The organism is Bacteroides sp. AN502(2024) (genome assembly GCF_041227145.1).
GTDB lineage: Bacteria > Bacteroidota > Bacteroidia > Bacteroidales > Bacteroidaceae > Bacteroides.
The window spans coordinates 3,195,085-3,214,775 of the sequence record NZ_JBGFSP010000003.1 but is presented as its reverse complement, the minus strand read 5'-3'; the positions used below and the strand labels follow the sequence as shown (position 1 = coordinate 3,214,775).

Annotated in this window: 12 protein-coding genes; 2 read left to right on the top strand and 10 right to left on the bottom strand. The window is 45.1% G+C overall.

Going from position 1 to position 19,691, the window contains the following annotated elements; all coding sequences use genetic code 11:
• Nucleotides 1–7: 7 nt before the first annotated feature.
• The 10 genes from AB9N12_RS12505 to AB9N12_RS12460 form a co-directional block, all read right to left on the bottom strand.
• Nucleotides 8–4,303 (bottom strand): two-component regulator propeller domain-containing protein, encoded by a 4,296-nt coding sequence (locus AB9N12_RS12505; protein WP_369892355.1) that lies wholly within the window; start codon nucleotides 4,301–4,303, stop codon nucleotides 8–10.
• 318 nt (nucleotides 4,304–4,621) lie between these two features.
• Entirely contained in the window at nucleotides 4,622–5,566 is a 945-nt protein-coding gene (locus tag AB9N12_RS12500) for a hypothetical protein (protein ID WP_369892354.1), read from the bottom strand.
• 12 nt (nucleotides 5,567–5,578) lie between these two features.
• Nucleotides 5,579–6,202, bottom strand: coding sequence for a fibronectin type III domain-containing protein (locus tag AB9N12_RS12495; protein ID WP_369892353.1), 624 nt, complete (start codon nucleotides 6,200–6,202; stop codon nucleotides 5,579–5,581).
• A gap of 33 nt (nucleotides 6,203–6,235) precedes the next feature.
• Nucleotides 6,236–7,402 (bottom strand): DUF4856 domain-containing protein, encoded by a 1,167-nt coding sequence (locus AB9N12_RS12490; protein WP_369892352.1) that lies wholly within the window; start codon nucleotides 7,400–7,402, stop codon nucleotides 6,236–6,238.
• 14 nt (nucleotides 7,403–7,416) lie between these two features.
• Nucleotides 7,417–8,103 (bottom strand): hypothetical protein, encoded by a 687-nt coding sequence (locus tag AB9N12_RS12485; protein WP_369892351.1) that lies wholly within the window; start codon nucleotides 8,101–8,103, stop codon nucleotides 7,417–7,419.
• 15 nt (nucleotides 8,104–8,118) lie between these two features.
• Nucleotides 8,119–9,144: a DUF4302 domain-containing protein gene (locus tag AB9N12_RS12480; protein WP_369892350.1), complete on the bottom strand. Its 1,026-nt coding sequence runs from the start codon at nucleotides 9,142–9,144 to the stop codon at nucleotides 8,119–8,121.
• A 5-nt stretch (nucleotides 9,145–9,149) separates the two neighbouring features.
• Nucleotides 9,150–10,142: a putative zinc-binding metallopeptidase gene (locus AB9N12_RS12475; protein WP_369892349.1), complete on the bottom strand. Its 993-nt coding sequence runs from the start codon at nucleotides 10,140–10,142 to the stop codon at nucleotides 9,150–9,152.
• Nucleotides 10,143–10,179: 37 nt separating this feature from the next.
• Nucleotides 10,180–11,685: a RagB/SusD family nutrient uptake outer membrane protein gene (locus AB9N12_RS12470; protein WP_369892348.1), complete on the bottom strand. Its 1,506-nt coding sequence runs from the start codon at nucleotides 11,683–11,685 to the stop codon at nucleotides 10,180–10,182.
• A 10-nt stretch (nucleotides 11,686–11,695) separates the two neighbouring features.
• Nucleotides 11,696–15,073, bottom strand: a complete 3,378-nt coding sequence (locus AB9N12_RS12465) for a SusC/RagA family TonB-linked outer membrane protein (RefSeq protein WP_369892347.1) — start codon at nucleotides 15,071–15,073, stop codon at nucleotides 11,696–11,698.
• Nucleotides 15,074–15,123: 50 nt separating this feature from the next.
• A complete protein-coding gene (locus AB9N12_RS12460; RefSeq protein ID WP_369892346.1) occupies nucleotides 15,124–17,358 on the bottom strand; it encodes a TonB-dependent receptor family protein in 2,235 nt (744 codons plus the stop codon).
• A 574-nt stretch (nucleotides 17,359–17,932) separates the two neighbouring features.
• Here AB9N12_RS12460 and AB9N12_RS12455 point away from each other — a divergent pair.
• Nucleotides 17,933–18,310 carry a hypothetical protein gene (locus AB9N12_RS12455; protein ID WP_369889012.1) on the top strand — a complete coding sequence of 126 codons (378 nt, stop codon included), beginning with the start codon at nucleotides 17,933–17,935 and terminating at the stop codon, nucleotides 18,308–18,310.
• Nucleotides 18,311–18,345: 35 nt separating this feature from the next.
• Complete coding sequence (locus tag AB9N12_RS12450; protein WP_369889013.1) at nucleotides 18,346–19,188, top strand: IS3 family transposase; 843 nt, start codon at nucleotides 18,346–18,348, stop codon at nucleotides 19,186–19,188.
• Nucleotides 19,189–19,691: the final 503 nt, after the last annotated feature.

Here is a 19,691-nt window from a genome sequence, read left to right as displayed (position 1 = left end):
TAATAAGTTACTTTTTAGAATCGTTTCTCTCTCCTCTCTGATAAGCAGAAGGAGATACTCCAAACTGCGCCTTAAAACATTTGCTGAAATAAAGGGGATCGCTAATACCCACCTTATAAGAGACTTCGGCAACTGTCAGATTCCTTTCAGTCAAAAACAGCTCGGCAGCCTTCTTCATCCGTACGACACGCAAATATTCATTCGGTGAGTATCCGGTCACTCCCCGTAGTTTCTTATAAAACACCGTTCGTCCCATACCCATCATTTGTGCAAATTCATCAATGGAAATATTAGATTGAGAATAAATCTTCTCCACCACAGCCACCAACTGGTCTGCAAACTCCTTATCCCGGTCTGTGTTACATAAAGCCGGACGTACTACTCCCGGTTCACTGGAAAACTTCTTCCGCAACTTCTCGTATTGCTCTATCAACCGGAACACTTGCGCAAGCAAAAGCTTAAAACTAAATGGCTTCGCAATATAAATATCCGCCCCCGCCTCAAGACCTTCCAGATGTTTATCCGGCGAGTTCAATGCAGTCAGCAGAATAATGGGAATGTGGCTTGTTGCAAAGTCAGTTTTCAATTTCTTGGTCACTTCAAAACCTGTCATTCCGGGCATCAACACATCACAGATAATCAGATCCGCATCATAGTTGCATGCCTTTTCAAATCCGGATACTCCATCTGCTACCACTTCTACTTCAAAATAGGCACTTAGTTCCTCCTGTAAGAATCCACGAATATCATTATCGTCCTCAATTACCAGTATTTTACGTTTTCTCGATGAAATAACAGCCTTCTCATGTACCTGATATTCTTCTTCTGAAAGTTCCTGAAAATGGTGAGCTTGCGTATTTGCTTCTTCCAACAGAACATTGCTGGGCACCAGAAAATCTTTTTCCGAATAAACTGTTCTATCGGTTGGAATACATACGATAAATACAGAACCTCCTCCTTCATTCTCTTTATATTCAATGGTTCCTTTATGCACCTGCACCAATTCATGACTCAAGTGTAGCCCTACTCCAATGCTATCTCCGGAAAAACTGCTTTGCATAAAGCGCTTAAACAGTTCACTCTGTTTCTCTTTAGGAATACCTACTCCCGTATCGGCTACCTGAATCTGCAAATACTTCTTTGCCTCATCCACATTTACAGAGAACAAAATGGTTCCACCCGAAGGAGTGTATTTGAAAGCATTTGAGAGCAGGTTATAAACCACTTTATCCAATTTTCCTTTATCAATAAACATTTTGTATGATGGCACTGACGACACAAAACGGAAATCCATATTTTTCTGTTCTGCCACGTCACTGAAACTTAGATATATTTCATACAGGAAAGTAATTACATCTGTTTCCTGCAGAGAAAGAGCCAATTTGTTATTCTGCATCTTCCTGAATTCCAGCAACTGATTAATCAGCCTCAACATGCGCTGGGTACTTTTGTCCATCACTTTCAAAGGATGTAATAATGCCTGAGGAATATCATCTATCTGGTACATTTTCTCCAACGCTCCCTGAATCAACGTTAGCGGAGTTCGGAATTCATGAGAGATATTGGTAAAAAACACCAATTTATATTCCGTCAATTGCTTTTCAACATTGATACGGTTGCGTAATCTATTAAAATTAATGATGATACGATATGTGAAATACAAGACTATCAATATCAGAATGAGATATCCGAGCATAGCCCAACTTGTTTTCCAAAAAGGTGGTACGATGACAATCTTCAAAGTTGTTTCGGTATCATTCCAGATACCGGCACCATCGCAGTACTTCACATGGAATACATATGTGCCCGGCTCAAGATATTTATAAGAAGCAAAGCTCAAAGAAGATGGAACATTCCATCCTTTATCATAGTTCTCCAGCCAGTACATATACTTGATTTGTCCATTATCCGAATAATCGAGAGTAGAAAAATCAAGCATGAAAGAATTTTGGAAATATTTCAATGTGATTTTATCCGAATAAGCCAAAGATTCCTGCAAAGGAGAACCCGGCATATTAGGCTTCACCTGAATACCATTGACAGACAGTCCGGTAATAACAATCGGAGAAAACAGTCTCTCTGTTGAAATCTTTTTCGGGTCAATAATGGTCAATCCATAGTTTGTTCCAAAAATAAGTTTCCCGTCTGCCCCCATACATGCACTGTTTTCGCTATACACATTTCCCAATGTATAGGAGGAGAAGAAGTAGTTTTCAAAAGAATGACTGTTCGGGTTGAATCTTGAAATTCCATATTCCGTGGCAATCCATAATTGTCCCGAATAATCTTCCTGAACAGCCTGAACCATGTTATTGACCAATCCTTCCGATATTCCATAATGCGTATATTTCAAAGATTGGCAATCATCTGTCAGTTCACATAGATTCAAACCGGCACCCGAGGTTCCCACCCACATACGCCCTTTACTGTCACGAAACAAGCAACGAATCTCATTGCTACAAAAGTTACCATCCGTATAGCTAAACAAATGATAGTTGTCTTCATCAGCTATCAATGAATCCGGGTGAAAAATACAAATTCCTTCACTTGTGCCCATCCATATCATTCCTTTATCATCTTCTGCCATCACCCGGACTATCCGAAAACCATATTTTTTTCGTAGGAAGAAACATCGGAACTTATATTGTCCACCCTCAGTTTGTTCGGCCAGATTCAATCCGCCTCCAAATGTTCCTACCCACATGCGGTTCTTTTTATCACGAAGAATGGAATAAATATTAGAATGAGACAAAGCAAAAGGATCAGACGGGTCCGGCTTATACCAAGTATCTCCTATTTTTAATCCGTCACCCCGAGTTCCTATCCATATATTCTCCTGACTATCTTCTGAAATCGCATAAATATTATAGGGCAAATAATGATTATCTATTTTAGTCTTCAAATGAGAATCATAATTATACAATCCACCTCTTCGCGTTCCTACCCATATATCTCCATTCGACATTTTAGTCAGTAACCGGATTGTATTCGAACGGTCAAAAACATCCGGTGATGCCGGATAAACATGCGTAATGCCTTTATTTGAAATGGAAATATGAGACAAACCGGAATATTCGGAACTTACCCATATTCCTCCCGTCCTGTCCTTCATCAAACATAACAAGAAATCTAAGCCTATAGGTCCTGCATTCTTCCCTCCGGAGACAAAGTGTTCCAAACGATCTTCCTGAATATCATAAGTAAAAAGTCCGTTCCCATAAGTCGAGATCCACACAATTCCCCGGTCATCACGAACCACATGATAGCGTTCATAATCGATATATTTCATTTTCTCTTCCGGGATTAACCGGAAGTCCTTTATTGCTCCGCTCTTCACGTTTATATAATAAATTCGTCCGGTGTTATTATAAGCCCAACAATCTCCGTAATTGTCATGAATCACTTTCCCATTATTTATTTTCAGATTCCGATAAGGAGTTATTTGAAAACTCTGAAAGTCGAATTCATATACTCCTTTACTGGAGGTAAATATAACCCATTTATCTTTTATCAATGAATGTGTACTGACAGATGTATTACCGGCAATAGCAGACAAAGACGCTAAACAGTCTATTTTATTCGATCCGTTTACGCAACGATACACATCTCCGCTCTTTGTCAGAAAATACATATCTTCTCCATGAGGGAAAGAAGAAGAAAAATTCAATTTCCTATCGATAAATTCAACTTTCCCCTTATAAACAGACGCAAGTCCCTGCATGGTACCAATCCAGATCCTGCCACTGGAATCTTCATTAATAAATTTAATCCGGTCATCGGGTAGGTTTTTCAATTTTGCGCTAAACTTCACAGAAGTCATAGTCCGGTCGTCCTTACATACAATTTGACGCACACCGTTCCTTCTATGCCAAAGCCACACATCTCCATTAGAAGACATAAATATTCCTGAATAGTTCTCTCCATCATTTCCGGTACCGGTAAAATCTACAAAACAAGCTTTTTGCAAGTCATAACAGCTGAATAATTCCGGCACAGTCTTTATCCATAGGAAGCCATTCTTATCCTCTACCACCTGTTTTATCCTGTTATCTGCTAAAGAAATCCGGTCATGCTTTCCTGTTTCCAACTGATAGGTAAGAAAAGAATTGCCATCATAACGAGTCAACCCGTCTAAGGTGCCCAACCACAAGAAGCCCTTACTGTCCTGAAACATACATCGTACAGAATTACTAGGTAGCCCGTCACTGGTTCTCATTTGTTTGGAACTAAGTTCAATATTAGCCCACAGCTCCGATAGAGAAAAATTAAACAAAACGAAGAGACATAATAATTTATATTTCATACAGTGCTTTGAGTTATTTTTGATTGCTGGTTACAAAGATATATCTTTTCATAGTTTTTTTTAGATTTATACAGCAAAACTAACCAAAAGGAATAACGAATACAAAAAACACAGCAAACTATTTCGGAATGAGGATTATTATCCATATATATGTCATTTTTTCCATATACTAACCAATGATTGACATGAACCTATAATGATAGTGCATCAAAACGGTGTGGAAATAAACTAATTTGATGACAAAGGATGGCATTTATAAATTAAAGTGCAGATTTCAACCCTATATAAATACATATACACATATAATTTGGTTTGAGTCTACTTTTGGTAAGGTAGTAAAAACTTAAATCCTCTTCCTCTCAGCATGACCTCCGATTCACGAACTTCTTCTACATAAAGTCGGTGTATTCCGGCTTTTATTTCCGGATTACTTTTAGGAGTGGAATAACGAAGAATATTCAAATCAATGGAGTCGCCTTGCACGGGATTTATAATGGGAGCAATCTTCATGTGGGAACCATCGTAGGTAGTGATTTTTCCACCATAAGGTCGGGCGCTATCTATAATCCATGTAGCCCCGCCTTTACGTTTAACAATCATTTTATTGTTCATCTTCACATAATACCGCGTCTCACATGTGGTGTACCAGCCGGGGATAGTCAGCTCACCATCGGGCTTGATACAAATGCGAATAGTCTTGCTTTCCTTACCGTCCTCGGAAACAGCGGTAACCTCCGCCTCTCCCTCGTACTTGGGTACGATCTCGAGCATGCCCGTAGAGCCATCCCATTTGATGTCCATTACATCCGCCGGGTCATTCTCTTCAAGCGTAGTGCGTTCCCCGCCACCGGAGATGCTCACAAAACGACTGATGAGCTTCGGACGTAGCTGTACGGTGGTGTGACTCACGCCCAACTCAGGGAAGGTGACGTGGATACGCAGTCGCACACGGCGGTCGTGCGAGATAACCGTGGCAAAAGTCTCACCCTCGAGCAGCCCCCTGACCTTGAGCGTATCCAGACTGATGTGTGCAGTGGCAATCTGCGAATTTTCAATGTTGACCAAAAACTTACCGTTACCGCCCGAGAGCAGCAAACACTTCTCGGTAAGTTTGTTCAGCGTCAGCTCGTCGACGCCATTCCCTTTCCCGATGCGAATCTCTGGATATTCCTCCGTGTGCTCCTCACAGGCGAAGAAACAAATAAAAAGACAGACCATACATATGCCCAAGCCCAAGGGGCTGAAAAAGTTTCTTATCATCATATTGCTACGTGTTTAATGGTTATCGATGTTGCGAACATTCAGTTCGTTGTACAATATCTCCCACTCGCGACCGCCACCTTCATCGATGCAAATCTCCAGCTGGAAGTTTTTGTTGAACTCCGTAAAGGCTGGAAACTCTAATCGGTTGTTCACCGGCACGACAGGGCGTCCATCGATACGGTAAGTAATTGCGGCCTCAGGGTTGGCCAGCTCGTTGTAGTAGAGGTCGAGAAAGCGGCCGGGTGAGGTGCCGTCGGGTAGCAGCGTGCGCAAATAAGGGATGCGGTCTTCCGAATGTTCGGGTCGCTCCATTCGCTTCGTGCTTACCCGCTGTTCCGTGTAGGGGCTCTGCTCTGAGCCGCGCAGGGCACGCACTTGGATGCGATACACGGTGCCGGGGCGCAGCTTCGTGCAAATGTACGAAGGGGTGGATACAGACACGCCCGGACCATCATTGAGAACAACTTCCCACGTCACCCCCTCAACGTTCTGCGGTTTGGCCCACGAAATTTCCAACTCGCCCTGATGGGCCGTCACCCTCAAATCGCGCGGTGCCTCCTGTGCAGCGGCAGGCAGCGATGCCGCCACGTGTACCGTGACGACCAATAGTAATTGATATATCATCTTCTTTTTCATCTTACTAATGCATTTCTTCTTTGTTAACATGTATTATTTCTCGATTTCCTTAAGCGATATGCCGAACTTCGCGCCAAACCGAGCCGCCAGCTGTCGTAGCGAACCCTCGTCTTGCTCACTGCCCATGAGACGCTGCCGATCCCACAACCCGCCATCACGCTCAAGCACGTGGAGCAACTGTCGTGTCTCATCGTACGTCAGGAACGGATCGCCCTGGGCATTGCGTGCAAACTGCGATGCATAGATGAGCCCATAGGCCTGGGACAACAGACGGAAAGCATACTTGGGATTCTCTCTCAAGTTGGAAAACGTGTTGGCACCCGTCAGCAAGTGCATAGCCCGCACTGCCACCACACGGCTCAACTCGTGACGGATGGTATCCACCCGCAGCCCGATATCCTCGTAGCACGATGTCTCCATATATGTACGCCCCCAGACAAACGAGTGGAAGATACGGAGATGTGAATCGCGCAACGCCGGTAATCCATCCGACTGGGCCAGCGACTTCCAAAAGCCGTAGTAACCATACGCCAAATCCCAGTGGTGCTCCAGCTCCGTGTAGTTATGACCGGGCAACAGGTGCGTCAACTCATGCTCCTCACGCACTCCGGTCTCGAAAAGCACCTCCTTGTTCAGATGCACGTTCAAAATTTTGTCCAGGTAGAGAGCACCCATTGCGGCAAATCGATAGACTTCCGCCACGGCGATGCCGCGCTCATCGATGAAAAAGATGTCCTTATCACCGTAATTATTGCCCACATAACCTATCCGTCCCTTCGCGGCCTCGTTGCGCCTGTTTTGAGAGATACGCTTCGAACCCTCGAACCAATCGGTAAAGTCCTGTAACACTTGTGACCGACTGCCCGAATGGGTCGTCGAATTTGCGATTTCCTCCATCGGCTTCAGCCCGAACTCGCCCTTCTCGTAGAACTCCAGCATCTCGCTGTACTCCTCCGGCGTACCCACCCGCGCATGGTTCAGATAACGCGAAAAAATGATGTCGACGGGCGACTTCAGGAACTCGCATTCCATCAGATTGACACTGCTTTCACCGTTACGTGCAAATTTATACGCCGGTTCCTGCAACATCGGCAGCTGATAGGCACTCTCTATTGTTTCATTCGTCCCCTCAATACAGCCTGTCAGCACCGCAAACAGACACAAAGGAAATATCATTTGTTTTCGTAAATAGTTCTTCATCGGTTCTTGCAGTTTTAAGGTAAGATGATGTATTCGCAATACGGATGTTTCAACATGTTGGGCCCCTCTTCGTTCTGATACTGCTCGCTTTTCAGTTCGGGAATCTCAATCAACCCGTCGGCCGACATGGCTTTGATGCTTGCTTTCACGTTCGAGTCGCGAGGTCCCACACCCGTCACGCAGAGATACATAGGGAAACCGGAATGAACTTTGAAGGTAATCTCCAGCCACTCGCCATTCTGCATCATAGGAGCAGTGCTACCGTTGGAAGAGACATTACCAGAACCAGAAGAATCGTCTGCGTATTCGGCTTCCTCGCTATCCCCCTCATCACTCTCGTCCCTATTTTTCGCACATCGAACAGTTACCAATTCCTTTTTCTCATTGATGTACCTCACCTCGTACTGCGCTGTAACATCCGACACAAAATAACCAGATCGATCTATCTCTGCAAATGAGCAACTCAACGTGACGGTATACTCCTCCGCATCATCCGGTGTTTCCGTGCCCGGATATTTGTAACTCTTTAACGCCAGATCGGGGTCACACAACTCCACGGGCAACTCTCCGCGCTTGTTCTCCGGTTTTTCTATTTCTTTCGGCGGAAACAACTTTTCATACTCTTCATTTATTACGGCGTCCTCTTTTATCGTATTACAACCGCATACCAGTAATAAACACATGATCCATATATATTTCATATCGCTTTTTGTTTTTTAATTATTAGATTCATCCCAGATTTCAGCTATAACCCCGGTTAGTTCTCCATTGGGGGCAAGATGCTTGCTTACCCAACGTTCGGTCTTACTATAGGGATCGAACACCTTCACGAGTTCACAAACAAACCGGTTTCCTTCCCTGCGGAAATCGTAAAATGTGTAGTTTTTGTTGTATCGTATGCCGGGTCTGAACGTCAATCCGTCTATTGTCCCTACATATCCGGATCCCAGCCCAACCACCTCTTTGGGCCATCCGTTCGGTGCATAAGGGACCTTGGCAAAAAGGAACAGCTGATAACGTTGATATTCCTCCTGCTTTTTTCTTTTTGGGGAGTCTGCATTCCTATTGTCAATGACTCTCGTTTGCATATTACTGCGGAAATATATCCGGTCTGCTTTCCTGATTACCAACTGCGGATTCTTCATCTCTTGAAAAAACCGATTATTGTCATAAGCTTTATGCATATCTTCCGTCCAACTGTTTTCGCCTTTCAATTTTGTAAAGACGATATACTCACGGGCCGGTTCTATGTATGAAGCTGTTCGAAAAACAAGGTTGCCATCTACATCTTTGCCTGTATAAAGAAAATCGGAAGAGGCGGTGAATTGGTTATTTACCAGACTATGCAGATAATTGTAAGTGGTGAAGCTCAGTTGAGTGAATGTATTCTGACTTATTTCAAATTCACTGAACCGGCTGTTTACCCGACTCTGTTCGTCATAGTCGGCTATCGTTTCCACCGTTCCGTTGTCGGCGAACTTCATGAAGAAACAGTGTCCGCCATAGCCATATTTGTCCCGATATTCGAACTGAGCAATCTGTTCGTTCACGTTTGTAAACAGTAGCGAGTCTGTCCGGGGGAAGTAAGTGACACACCACCCATGGGGAGCATCTATAAGCTCCTTCCTCAGTTCGCTGATATGTTTTGCGCTCCGCTCGGAAGGAGATAAATCGAAGATATTCTCCTCCTTGCAAGAGAAGCAAACCGTTATCAAAATAAGTAATTGGAATCCTATCTTCATACTTTTTATTTTTGTTTCGTATATGCTTTTAATTGTTTTATACTTATCCTTTGGAGATAATTGAGTGAGATTTTGATTTCTTTGATAAAGTAATCTTCTACAAACGCCTCTTTCTCCGTCAGCTCTTTGTATGCTTGGCGTGCCTCTTCATCATAAATTTTCTGAACCTCCGGATCAGAGTCATAGTCAGGCGTTTTCGCTTCTTCCAATGCTTTAAGTACCTCTTTAGGGGTATGCGTAAGCTTGGCGCTGATGATCTCGGCAAAGTCGTCTTCTACAGAGAGGAACGAGTGGTAGGTAAAAAAACCTCTTTTATGGGCATAACCGGAAAGTTCGAACAGTTCGCGTCCTTGCGGCTTTATCTTCGAGATAAACCGTGTGGATCCGGTATATTTGGCACAACTGACAGCCAGGAACTTATTCCTGGCGTAAGGGAACAACTCCATCAGCCGTTTGGCGAATTGGTGATGTACGCTTCGCATCAGCACAAACACCTTGTTCTCATCTTTCGGATCGAAGCCGTTGACGTTGTACAGAAACATCTCGTTGGTCGTTGCTTCCTTATTTCCTAAAAGCCCTACCCCGTTTTCGTCTATATTCTCTCCTCCATACATGTAAATCTTAACGGGGCTCTTGCCCAAAAAGAATTTTTCTCCTCCCAACTCGGGAGTCGTATAGAGGTCTATCCACAGCGCTTTGATCGTTTCGAGCACACTTTTTACATTAGCGGCTTCTGGCGGATAGGCATAACTTCCGTTCTGCGCCATGTTTTTATCCCAACGGTATTCGATTTCGATGCCGTAAGGACATGTAAATGTATTTAATATCCACTCATCGAGTTCTGTTTTATTGCGTCGTACTGCTCCTAAATCCACTACGCTTTGATCGGATAAGGCGGCTTCCTGTTCACAGCCCGCCAACAGCAAGCATGTGGCAAACAGATACAGGCTCTGTCCGATAAAGTATCTGAATCTCATTTTTTTGCTTCTTGTTTTCATTTTTTAAAATTCTCTGTCCATTATATTTTTCAATAGATTAACGGGGGTTAGGTTCTAATCCCCGGTTGATGGCTTCGGCCGGTATTTGCAGAAGTTTTCTCGGGTCTTCTTTCTCCAGTTGCTTATAAAACTTATATTTCGATACACGTTTCACCGGTATATAAAAACGGCGGATATCAAACCATCTCAACCCTTCGTGAATAAACTCCTGCCGCCTGAATCCCAAAATAGTTTTTACCATCGCCAATTGCTTGATACTCATTCCGTAGAACGGCGTGTAAGTCTGGTAATTGTCACTGCTTGTTTGCGTGTAGTCCTGTCGGTTACATGTGAGAGTTATTCCGAATTTGGTAGAAAGATAGACAATCAGGTCGTTTATGGACTTGTCATATTCTCCCATCATGGCGTATGCCTCCATCCGGTTGAGCATTACCTCATCGGTGGAGAATAAAACATTGGTGACATACAGTCCTCTCGGTCTTATACCCGTATAGCCCGATAACGAAAGCTCGTCGAATTTGCCAATGTATTGTCCGTCGCCTATGCGTCCGTCGTTATAGTTGAAAAGGAATACCGGCTCCATGTTTATTTTCCGGAAATTGTCACATCCGTCTACCCCATGCCGGTTGTATACTCTGTCTGCACTTTTGTTGGTCACTCCGTACTTTTCCGTGGCAATGTTGCGGGCCACTCTCGATTCTGTTGTGGAAAGCAACAGGTTGGCGGGCTCTTCAGCACTTGTGTAGCGAGTATAAAGATGCTTGCGGTTGAAGTAAAACTCTTTACCGTACTTCTCCCAGTTCCGAAGAACAGGTTTAGGGTCTACCCCCAACACATAATCCGAGTAGGCGATAACGGGCTCCCACTCCCCTTTCATCAGGTAAAAGCGAGATGCGAAAGCATACGCGGCTTTTTTATTGAAGTGGAACTTCGGTTTGCTATAATAACTGTCGTCTACCAGTGAAATACCGAGTTTCAGGTCTTTCTCAATCTTCTCGTATACCTCCTTTACAGTTCCGCGCTTGTAGTCCACCAGCGCATTCTTTTCAGGCTTTGTCAGGTAAGGTATGCCGGGTGCAGTCTCCGACTTGGCTGTACCGTACGGCTCCGCCCAAATGTTGACCAGCATAAAGTGCAGATAAGCGCGCAATAGAAACGCTTCGCCATACAAAGCTTTCACGCGGTCGTTTTTAGGATATTTACTCAGAAGCTCCAACGCTTGGTTGGCTTGTGCGATGCCTGCATAACATGCGTTCCAATAGTTCAGCGGAGTGTCCAGATCCTCCTGATCGTAGTCTTCCCAATAATACATAGCTTCGTTCAGCCGTGAATGTATGCCGTTTACCCGCTCGCCTACGTTGTCGGTACGTGTTTCCAAAAAGGCGAAGTAACTGGCTTCCGGATAAGCTCCGGTGAGCAATTCGGCTATTTTCTCTTCACTGTCCACCTTCACATCGAGCGTGGAGTCGGGGGTTGTTTCCAAATAGCCTTGGCATGCCGTGAGCAGCGTGAGTATGATACTTAAGTAAATGGTTCTTTTCATTTCAATGCGATTAAAATTCAACATGCAACGTCATCGTATATTGTTTCGGAGTAGGCAATGAAACTCCTCCCGATTTGTAGAACTCCGGGTCCTGCCCCTTCAACTTCTTGTCCGCATAAATCAGGAACGGATTGGTTATGTTCACCTTCACACTCATCTGTCTGATTTTGAGCGATGAAAGAAGCTTTTGAGACAAGCGATACCCCAACGAGATATTTTTCATGCGCACGAAACTTCCGTCTGCCACCCTGTTCTGAGAGTAATTATACGTGTTGTAAGCCTTTTCGATGTTCTCCTTGCCGATGTTACGAATCAAATCTTGCGAAGGAATGACGGGGATGTTCGTTCTCCGCTCATCACCCGGATGAAGCCATCGATCGTAGTACTCTTTGGAGAAAACGTTCAGATCGGCAAACGATGGGTCGAATGTCGGGTTGAGGCGTATCTTGTTGCCCGCCTGCATGGTGACAAAGCACGAAAACTCCCAATTCTTGTATTTAAACGTGTTCGAAACCCCACCGATATAAGTAGGTTCGATAGGTCCGTGGTAGATAAGATATGACTTCGAATACTGAGCATCGAGAAAATCCGCTCCTGAAATTTCGCTGTTCACCCCTTGGTTGGAAGGGTAAAGTCCGAAGTCGAAGGTAGGCAGACCATTGTTGTCGAGCCCCTGAAAGTTGAAAGAGAACAGAGAACCCCGTGGGAAACCGAGAATATTCCCCCGTCCGGTTCCCGCTACCATATCAAACGTATTCGGCATATTAAGCAGGCGGGTGATCTTTTGTTTCATGCCGCTGATGGTAAAAGCAGTAGTCCAACTGAAGTTGCCAGTCACGACGTTTTGAGTTTGCAGCGCCACTTCCACCCCTCGTGTACGCATGTCTCCGAAGTTTGCATACTTGTAATATTGTCCGCCCACACCGGAGGTACGGATGAGGTCTATCAGGTCGAATGAGTTACGCTGGTAGACGTCGAACGTTGCGCTGATACGGTTGTCGAACAACCCGAGTTCCCAACCGAGATTCAACTCATACATTTTCTCCCATGTCAGGTCTCGGTTCTCAAGATGTAGGATACGCAACGCATTCTCACGGTCCTCCAGCAATGTGCGGTTGATGATGAGATGCTTGAACACCGCCGTAGAGTTTATTGCCTGTTCGTTCATTTTGGCTGTCAGTCCGTAACTGGCACGCAGGGCGAGTTTAGAGACGGCAGGATACTTTTTCATGAACTTCTCTTGATCCATGTTCCACTTTGCTCCGATATTCCATGTAGGCAACCAGCGGGAGCGGCTGTATTTGCCTGCCGTATTCGATCCTTCATAGTTGAATACGCTGTTGAATATGTATTTGCCCCTATATCCGTAAGTAGCGCTGGCAGAGAGAGTCACTCCTCTTTCGTAGCGTTCGGTAAGCGAGAAGTAAGTGCCTCCTTCGTTAGTGAGCTTATCGAAAATCAAAGGATTGGTGAACACCTGATTCCCTCTGTCGTATTGTATCCCGTACCCTTGGAAAGGGTTGATGCTGCGGTCGGCATATCGTATCTCGGTAAAACCGAAAGCGCGTATGTCATGCTCGCCCATCTGCTTGTTGTAGTCCAGCGCAAAGCGTCCCAGATAACTGCGCAGAGAAGTCTCGGTCTTATTGAACATGCCGCCGTGAGTCAGTGCTACTTGCGGCAGTTGCATGGGGTTGTCTTTATCCTTCAACAAATAGATATTCTCTTGCGCCACGTAGGGAGTTTCGTTGGCGCGGAAAGCCTGTATCACGTTCGATTGCTCAGTAATGAAATGCAAACTTTTGGTAACCGCATGACGTACGGACATCAATCCTTTCGCTTCGATATTCTCATTGAGCCTGTATGAAAGTTCGCCTTGCAGTTTGAAGTCGATCACCTCGGTTTTCAGGTAATTATTATCAAACTCGTTCAGGATATTAAACGGTGCCCAGTTGTTGCGGTAGTATTCCCGTTCCCCGTTGGCATTTCGGGGGCGTAAGGTACGACTTGTACCCAAAGCATAAGCAAAAGGGTTGATGTCGAAGTCGCGTTCGAACGTTCCGACTACCGTATTCTTTCGTTGGGGAATCGTACCCGGAGAGTGTTGGTTGCGTAAGTTGCCTTGTGCGAAGATGGTAGCCTTGATTTTGTCTTCCTTCCAATAAAAGGAGTTCTTGATATTGGCGGTAATGCGTTTCACATGATCGGCAAGCGTCCATCCTCTGTCATCGTAGAAACCGATGGAGGCATACATGGTAGAATGCTCTCCTCCTCCGGAGAACGTTACGGTGTGCGTATGAACGGGGTTGTGCGTAAACAACTCCTTAAACCAGTCGGTATTGGCATATTCCCGTTCGCGCATGAACGCACGTTTCGCTTCGTCCGTGTTCTCCAGATAATATCGTCCGGTAGACGGATCGACAGTACCGAGCGCCTTATACATCTGATAGTAAACACCGCTGCGGCGCCCATATAATGTGTTTTGCACAGAGAAGTATCCCTTTCTGTTCATCTCTTGATAGATGGACATGCTCTCTTGCGAATTGAGCAGGTCAAAGCCCGTATACGAAGGGATGGCACGCATACTCAATTCGTATGAATAAGAAAAACTGTTCGGCGTATTTCTTTTGCCCGCGCGGGTTGTGATTACGATTACTCCGTTCAGGGCTCTGGCCCCGTAGATAGATGTGGCGGAAGCATCTTTCAATACTTGGATATCTTCGATATCCGAAGCGTTCAGTCCGGCAACAGCGGAACTGATGAGCGTTACGGCATCGCCCGAAGCCAATTGGTCGAGCGTGAGAGAAACAAGGTCCTCGTACACCGCCCCGTCGATAACCCACAAAGGTTGAACGTTTCCCATGATGGAAGCGCCGCCGCGGATATTGATGCGGGGAGCCGATCCGAAGCTGCCGGTGACATTTTGTATCGAGAGACCCGCCACACGCCCTTCGAGCATGCGCGACACGTCCGCCACACCGCCCAGTTTGATGTCGTCCAGCTTCACCGAAGAGGCGGCTCCCGTAAATACCCGGTTCTTAATGTTCTGATAGCCGGTGACTACCACTCCTTCTATCTCCTGCACATTGTCCTGAAGCGTTATGTCCATCCTGTCGGACGATATTCTCATTCTCCGGGTTTTCATTCCCACGAAGCTTACCTCCAACATTTGTCCTTTGCGGGCTTCGAGTGTGAACCGTCCGTCGCTGTCTGCGATGGCTCCCTTCCCCGTATCCACCACGATAGCAGTGGCACCCGGCAGAGGCTCTCCGGAAGCAGAGCGCACTGTGCCTTTTATTTCCATTAATTCCTGTGCCGGACAAACCTGAGAGAAGATTGCCGCAAACAGGATGCTGATTACTAACTTTATAACCGATGATCCATTCATTACCTTATCTTGTTACATTTCTTCTTATATTCTATATTATATATATTCGTTCAAAACCGAATGTTGGCTCCTGCGTAGATACCGAAAGGATGTCCGGCCCTCAATCCTGCCGGATGACGGGAGGTGAGATAGACCTTGTTGGTCAGGTTCACTGCGTTTACTTTTACTGTCAGGTATTTGTTTACATATACATTGGCAGATGCGTCCAGTACGAGGTGTGCAGGCACTTTCTCTCTTTCAGCGATTCTCCCCTGTCCGGGAGATGTGCGCATATCACCGTTGTAGCGTGCTCCTATGTTCGCGTTGAACCATTTGTGCTCTATCCCCACCAGCATGTTCAGCGCATGTTTGAAGATGTATGGAATTTCGTCTCCTTTCACCACATTGCCCCATGAATGGCTTGAGAACGAGTTTCTCATCTCCGTATCGGTATAAGTATAGGACATTTGCAGGGGCAGGCGCACTTTCCATGCTTCGGGCAAGGGTTGGTATTGCATAAGGAACTCCACGCCTTTTACGCGGGCTTCGCCTACATTAAACTGTTCGAGTGTTCCCAATCCGCCTGCAGCAGCGAGGTCGCTTCCGAGCATATTGCTGTAATTGTTGTAGAAACCGATTAACTCTGTTTGGAAATTACCGACGACAACGCGTGTTCCCAATTCCATATTCACACTGCTTTCAGGCTTTTGATACAACTCCGCGCTCGGTGGTGCAAATCCTTTGTGAACCCCGAAGAATACCGATGCTTCGGGAACAATCTGATAATTTACTCCCACCCCGGGAATCCAGACACGCGCATGGTTGGACGTTTCGATGCGTACTTTGCCCGTACGCTCCAAATCTGCTTTCGTATAATCCTTTTTCAGCAGATCGATATCCTCATAGCGCAATCCGGCAGTGACAGTCCATGAGTTATATCTCACCTTGGCGAGCAGGTAGCTTGCCAGTGCATCCGCCGACGTGATGCGGTTGGCATTCGTCCCGTGAATACCTTCCATGAACAACACCATCCTTTTGTTCTTCATGGAATAAGCGTCGTCCCATTGGAAGCGGTCTTCCTCATCGTGATGATAACGTAGTCCGAACTCCACATCGAAAAAGAACTCATTCAGGTTGAACCGATATTCCGCTTTGGTTTGTATGCCTCTGGCACGATACGTCCTGTTGTTGGCCCTTACCAGCAGCGCTTCGCCTTCCCGGTCGACTTTCCCCGTCAGGATATCGAAGTAGCGGATATTCGTTTCCGGGTCGATAAGCACATCGGCAATAGACCTCTTCTCTTTAGAAGTGATACCCGCCCGTACGTCATTCAGTTTGTACCAGTTGCGGTGAAAGCGGTTGTAGTATGCGTTGGTAGTTACTTTCAGCTTGTTGGAGAAGTTGAGCAGGTAAGTAGCTACCCACTGCTGATGATTGGTCTTCATCTCGTCCATTTGCGAACCAGCATAACGGAGGAAAGGACTTTTCTTGAAGTCACCTTCGGAGAGTCCTACATACGTTTCGTCCGAGTGTTCGTCCGCATATCCGAACTTCAGTTCCAGTGCGTGGTTTACTCCTGTACCTTTATCGGTCTTTACCATTACTTTGGCGATGAGGTCGTTTCTGGTAAATCCTTTGACAGGATGATCTTCGTATTTCTTAAAGCCGTCCGACTGATAACGCAGATATTCCACCAGAAACCCGAAGTGCTTCCACATATTCCCGATGTGTGTATGCGATTTAAACGTATTCTTGCTTCCGTAAGAGAAAGTTGCCCTACCGGAGAAAGTGCTCGGTATGGGAGTCGACACCAGATTGATGGCTCCTCCCGTGGTGAACGGACCATACTGTACCTGACTGCTTCCTTTCAGCACTTCCACGGCTTCCATGCGGGCGACATTCGGGAAATAATAGGCTGCCGGAGCGGAATAAGGCGCGGGGGCAGCCAATATCCCATCCTCCATGATGGAAATACGTTCGCTCCGTTCAGCTTTTGTTCCGCGCAAACTGATGTTTGGGCGCAATCCAAAACCATCTTCCTCATACATGTTTACCCCCGGAACAGCTTTCAACATGCGGTTGATATCTGTATATCCCAATTTGCGTATTTCTTCGGACGAGATATAATATGCCGATCCCGTGCGGTTTCTTGCCTTGAATTTGCTTCCGAGTATTTGTCGGGATGATACCACCACCTCTTGGAGCCGGTAAACAGAGTCGTTCTTTATTTCCGGCTCTTGTGAATAAGCATGTGTATACCCTAAAATACAAAGAATAATGAATGTAAATTTTCTGCTTGCTATCATATTATCATATATAAAATCGAAAGGCTATAATCTTTTCTCTGTTTATTATAAAATAAAAACTGATTGATGGTTATGTTTTATTTGTCTAATTGCCGAGATAGGCGTAATCCCCCAATTCGGGTGCAAAGTTATAGACAGAAGAATTGTACCACAATCGCTATATACAGGTATTGGGGAATGGCGATGGAGAGTAAAATACCTTTTTAGAGGTATTTGAATATTTCTACTTAAAAATATTGAATAGTTCTATTACCGAGTTCGTATAGACTAAAAACGCGCGACAAGAAGTATGGGTGACTGGAAAATCCATAGGAAGTATGATTCTTTCTCTCCTTACTGATTTCGTCAATTCCTCTTTCAACCTATCACCGCCTTCCTGAAACTCTTTATTCATCGTATTTACAGAGCGGTGATAGGTCACCCCTAACCTATCACCCGTATCTGTCACCTATCACCTGAGCGAAGAGTGTATATTTATACTCTTTTCGAATACTTATCATCCACAACATTTCCCGTAACTGTCTTATACGGATTTAGGTTGACACCTTTTTAGAGACATAAAAAAAGAAAAATTATGTCTAAATTATCTCGTAAGATTTATTCTGAGACTTTCAAATTGGAAGTTCTCCGTGATTACTTCAGTAGCGGTTTGTCAATGTTTGCTACTGCCAAGAAATGGGGTTTACCCAACCATACTTATATTCTGCGTTGGCAAAAGTGTTATGCAATTGATTCGGATTCCTTATCTTTGTCCCCCGAACTTCTGTCAGATCTTCAAATGAAAAAGAATCCAAAATCAAAATCTAAAGAAGAACTTCTTGAAGCGGAAAATTTGCGTCTGAGAAAGGCTTTGGAACTTGAAAAACTTCGTTCCCATGCCTTTGAAAGACTGATTGAACTCACAGAAAGAGAAGAAGGGATTTCCATCTTAAAAAAAGATGGTGCCAAATAGTCACCGGCCTTCGTGAAGAGTTTCCTCACATCAGTGTGAAAACCCTTTGCGGACTGTTTGGCATGTCTTCCCAGGCCTATTACAAAAAGAAAAAAAATCTTTTGTCGCGTCATCAGATCAGAACAGCCATCTTGGATGCCGTCTTCTTCTACCGCTCAAAGGCTCCGGGCATCGGTGGTTTGAAATTATACCATGAGCTCCGCTCCCTTTATGGAAGCGAGATAACCGGAGGGCGGGATGCCTTCCTTCATCTGCTGCGTTCGGAACGCCTTATGCTGCCCCCGAAGAAACCCAGGCATACGACGGACTCCCACCATCTTTACAAGAAGTATCCGAATCTGATCAAGGGGGTAACGGCACAATACCCGAACCATATCTGGGTATGTGACATCACTTACATCTGGATTGAAGGTGGCGTATGCTACCTCCATCTTGTAACGGACATGTACTCACATGCCGTTTTAGGATGGGTGCTCTCTCCCAGTTTGCATGCCGAATATACGCTACAGGCACTGGAACAGGCCATCAATGAGGCTGGAGGTGGCAATCTTTGCGGCACAATCCACCATTCCGACCGGGGGGTACAGTATGCCTGCGATGCCTATATCGACACACTGGTCACTCATCATATACGTGTGAGCATGACTGAAGATTACAACCCGACGGACAATGCGGTAGCAGAAAGGATGAATGGCATCCTGAAAACGGAATGGATATACGGCATGTCGCTGTTCAGGGATAAAGAGATGGCACGGGAGCAGATTACGCGAATGATTGACTTCTATAATAATGGACGACCGCATATGAGCATAGGTATGAAAAAACCCATGGACGTATATCATGGAGAGGTGCCGGGAAAATCATTGTGGAAAAAATAAGGTTCCATATGATAAATAAATACTATATTTGCGATACCGAGAACCCGGGACATGACGGTTTAAGCCATTGTCTCACAAAAGCCAATAGGGTGTCGAACCCTATTGACTTTTACCGAGAGCCCGAGCACACTCAGATTTGTCCATTGTTTTTACGTATGACAACTATCTTAGGAGCAAAGGGAAGAAACTAACAACTGTTTTAGTTATGAATAACAGAATGTGACAACTTATTTAGTAACTAGCCTCTAAAAGTGACAACCATTTCTAGTATAAGTCAAACACTTGGTCTATGCGGCTTGGAAACAAAGTGTTACACCGTATTGAAACAAAGTGTTCACCGTGTTGAAACAAAGTGTTCAGCGCTTTGGAACAAAGTGTTCAGCGCCTTGAAACAAAGTGTTCAGCGCCTTGAAACAAAGTGTTTCAAGCAATTGAAACATCTTGAAACAAATCGGGCTGTCAAAAAACAGGCGGTGATAGGTGATAGATGAGGTGATAGGTTA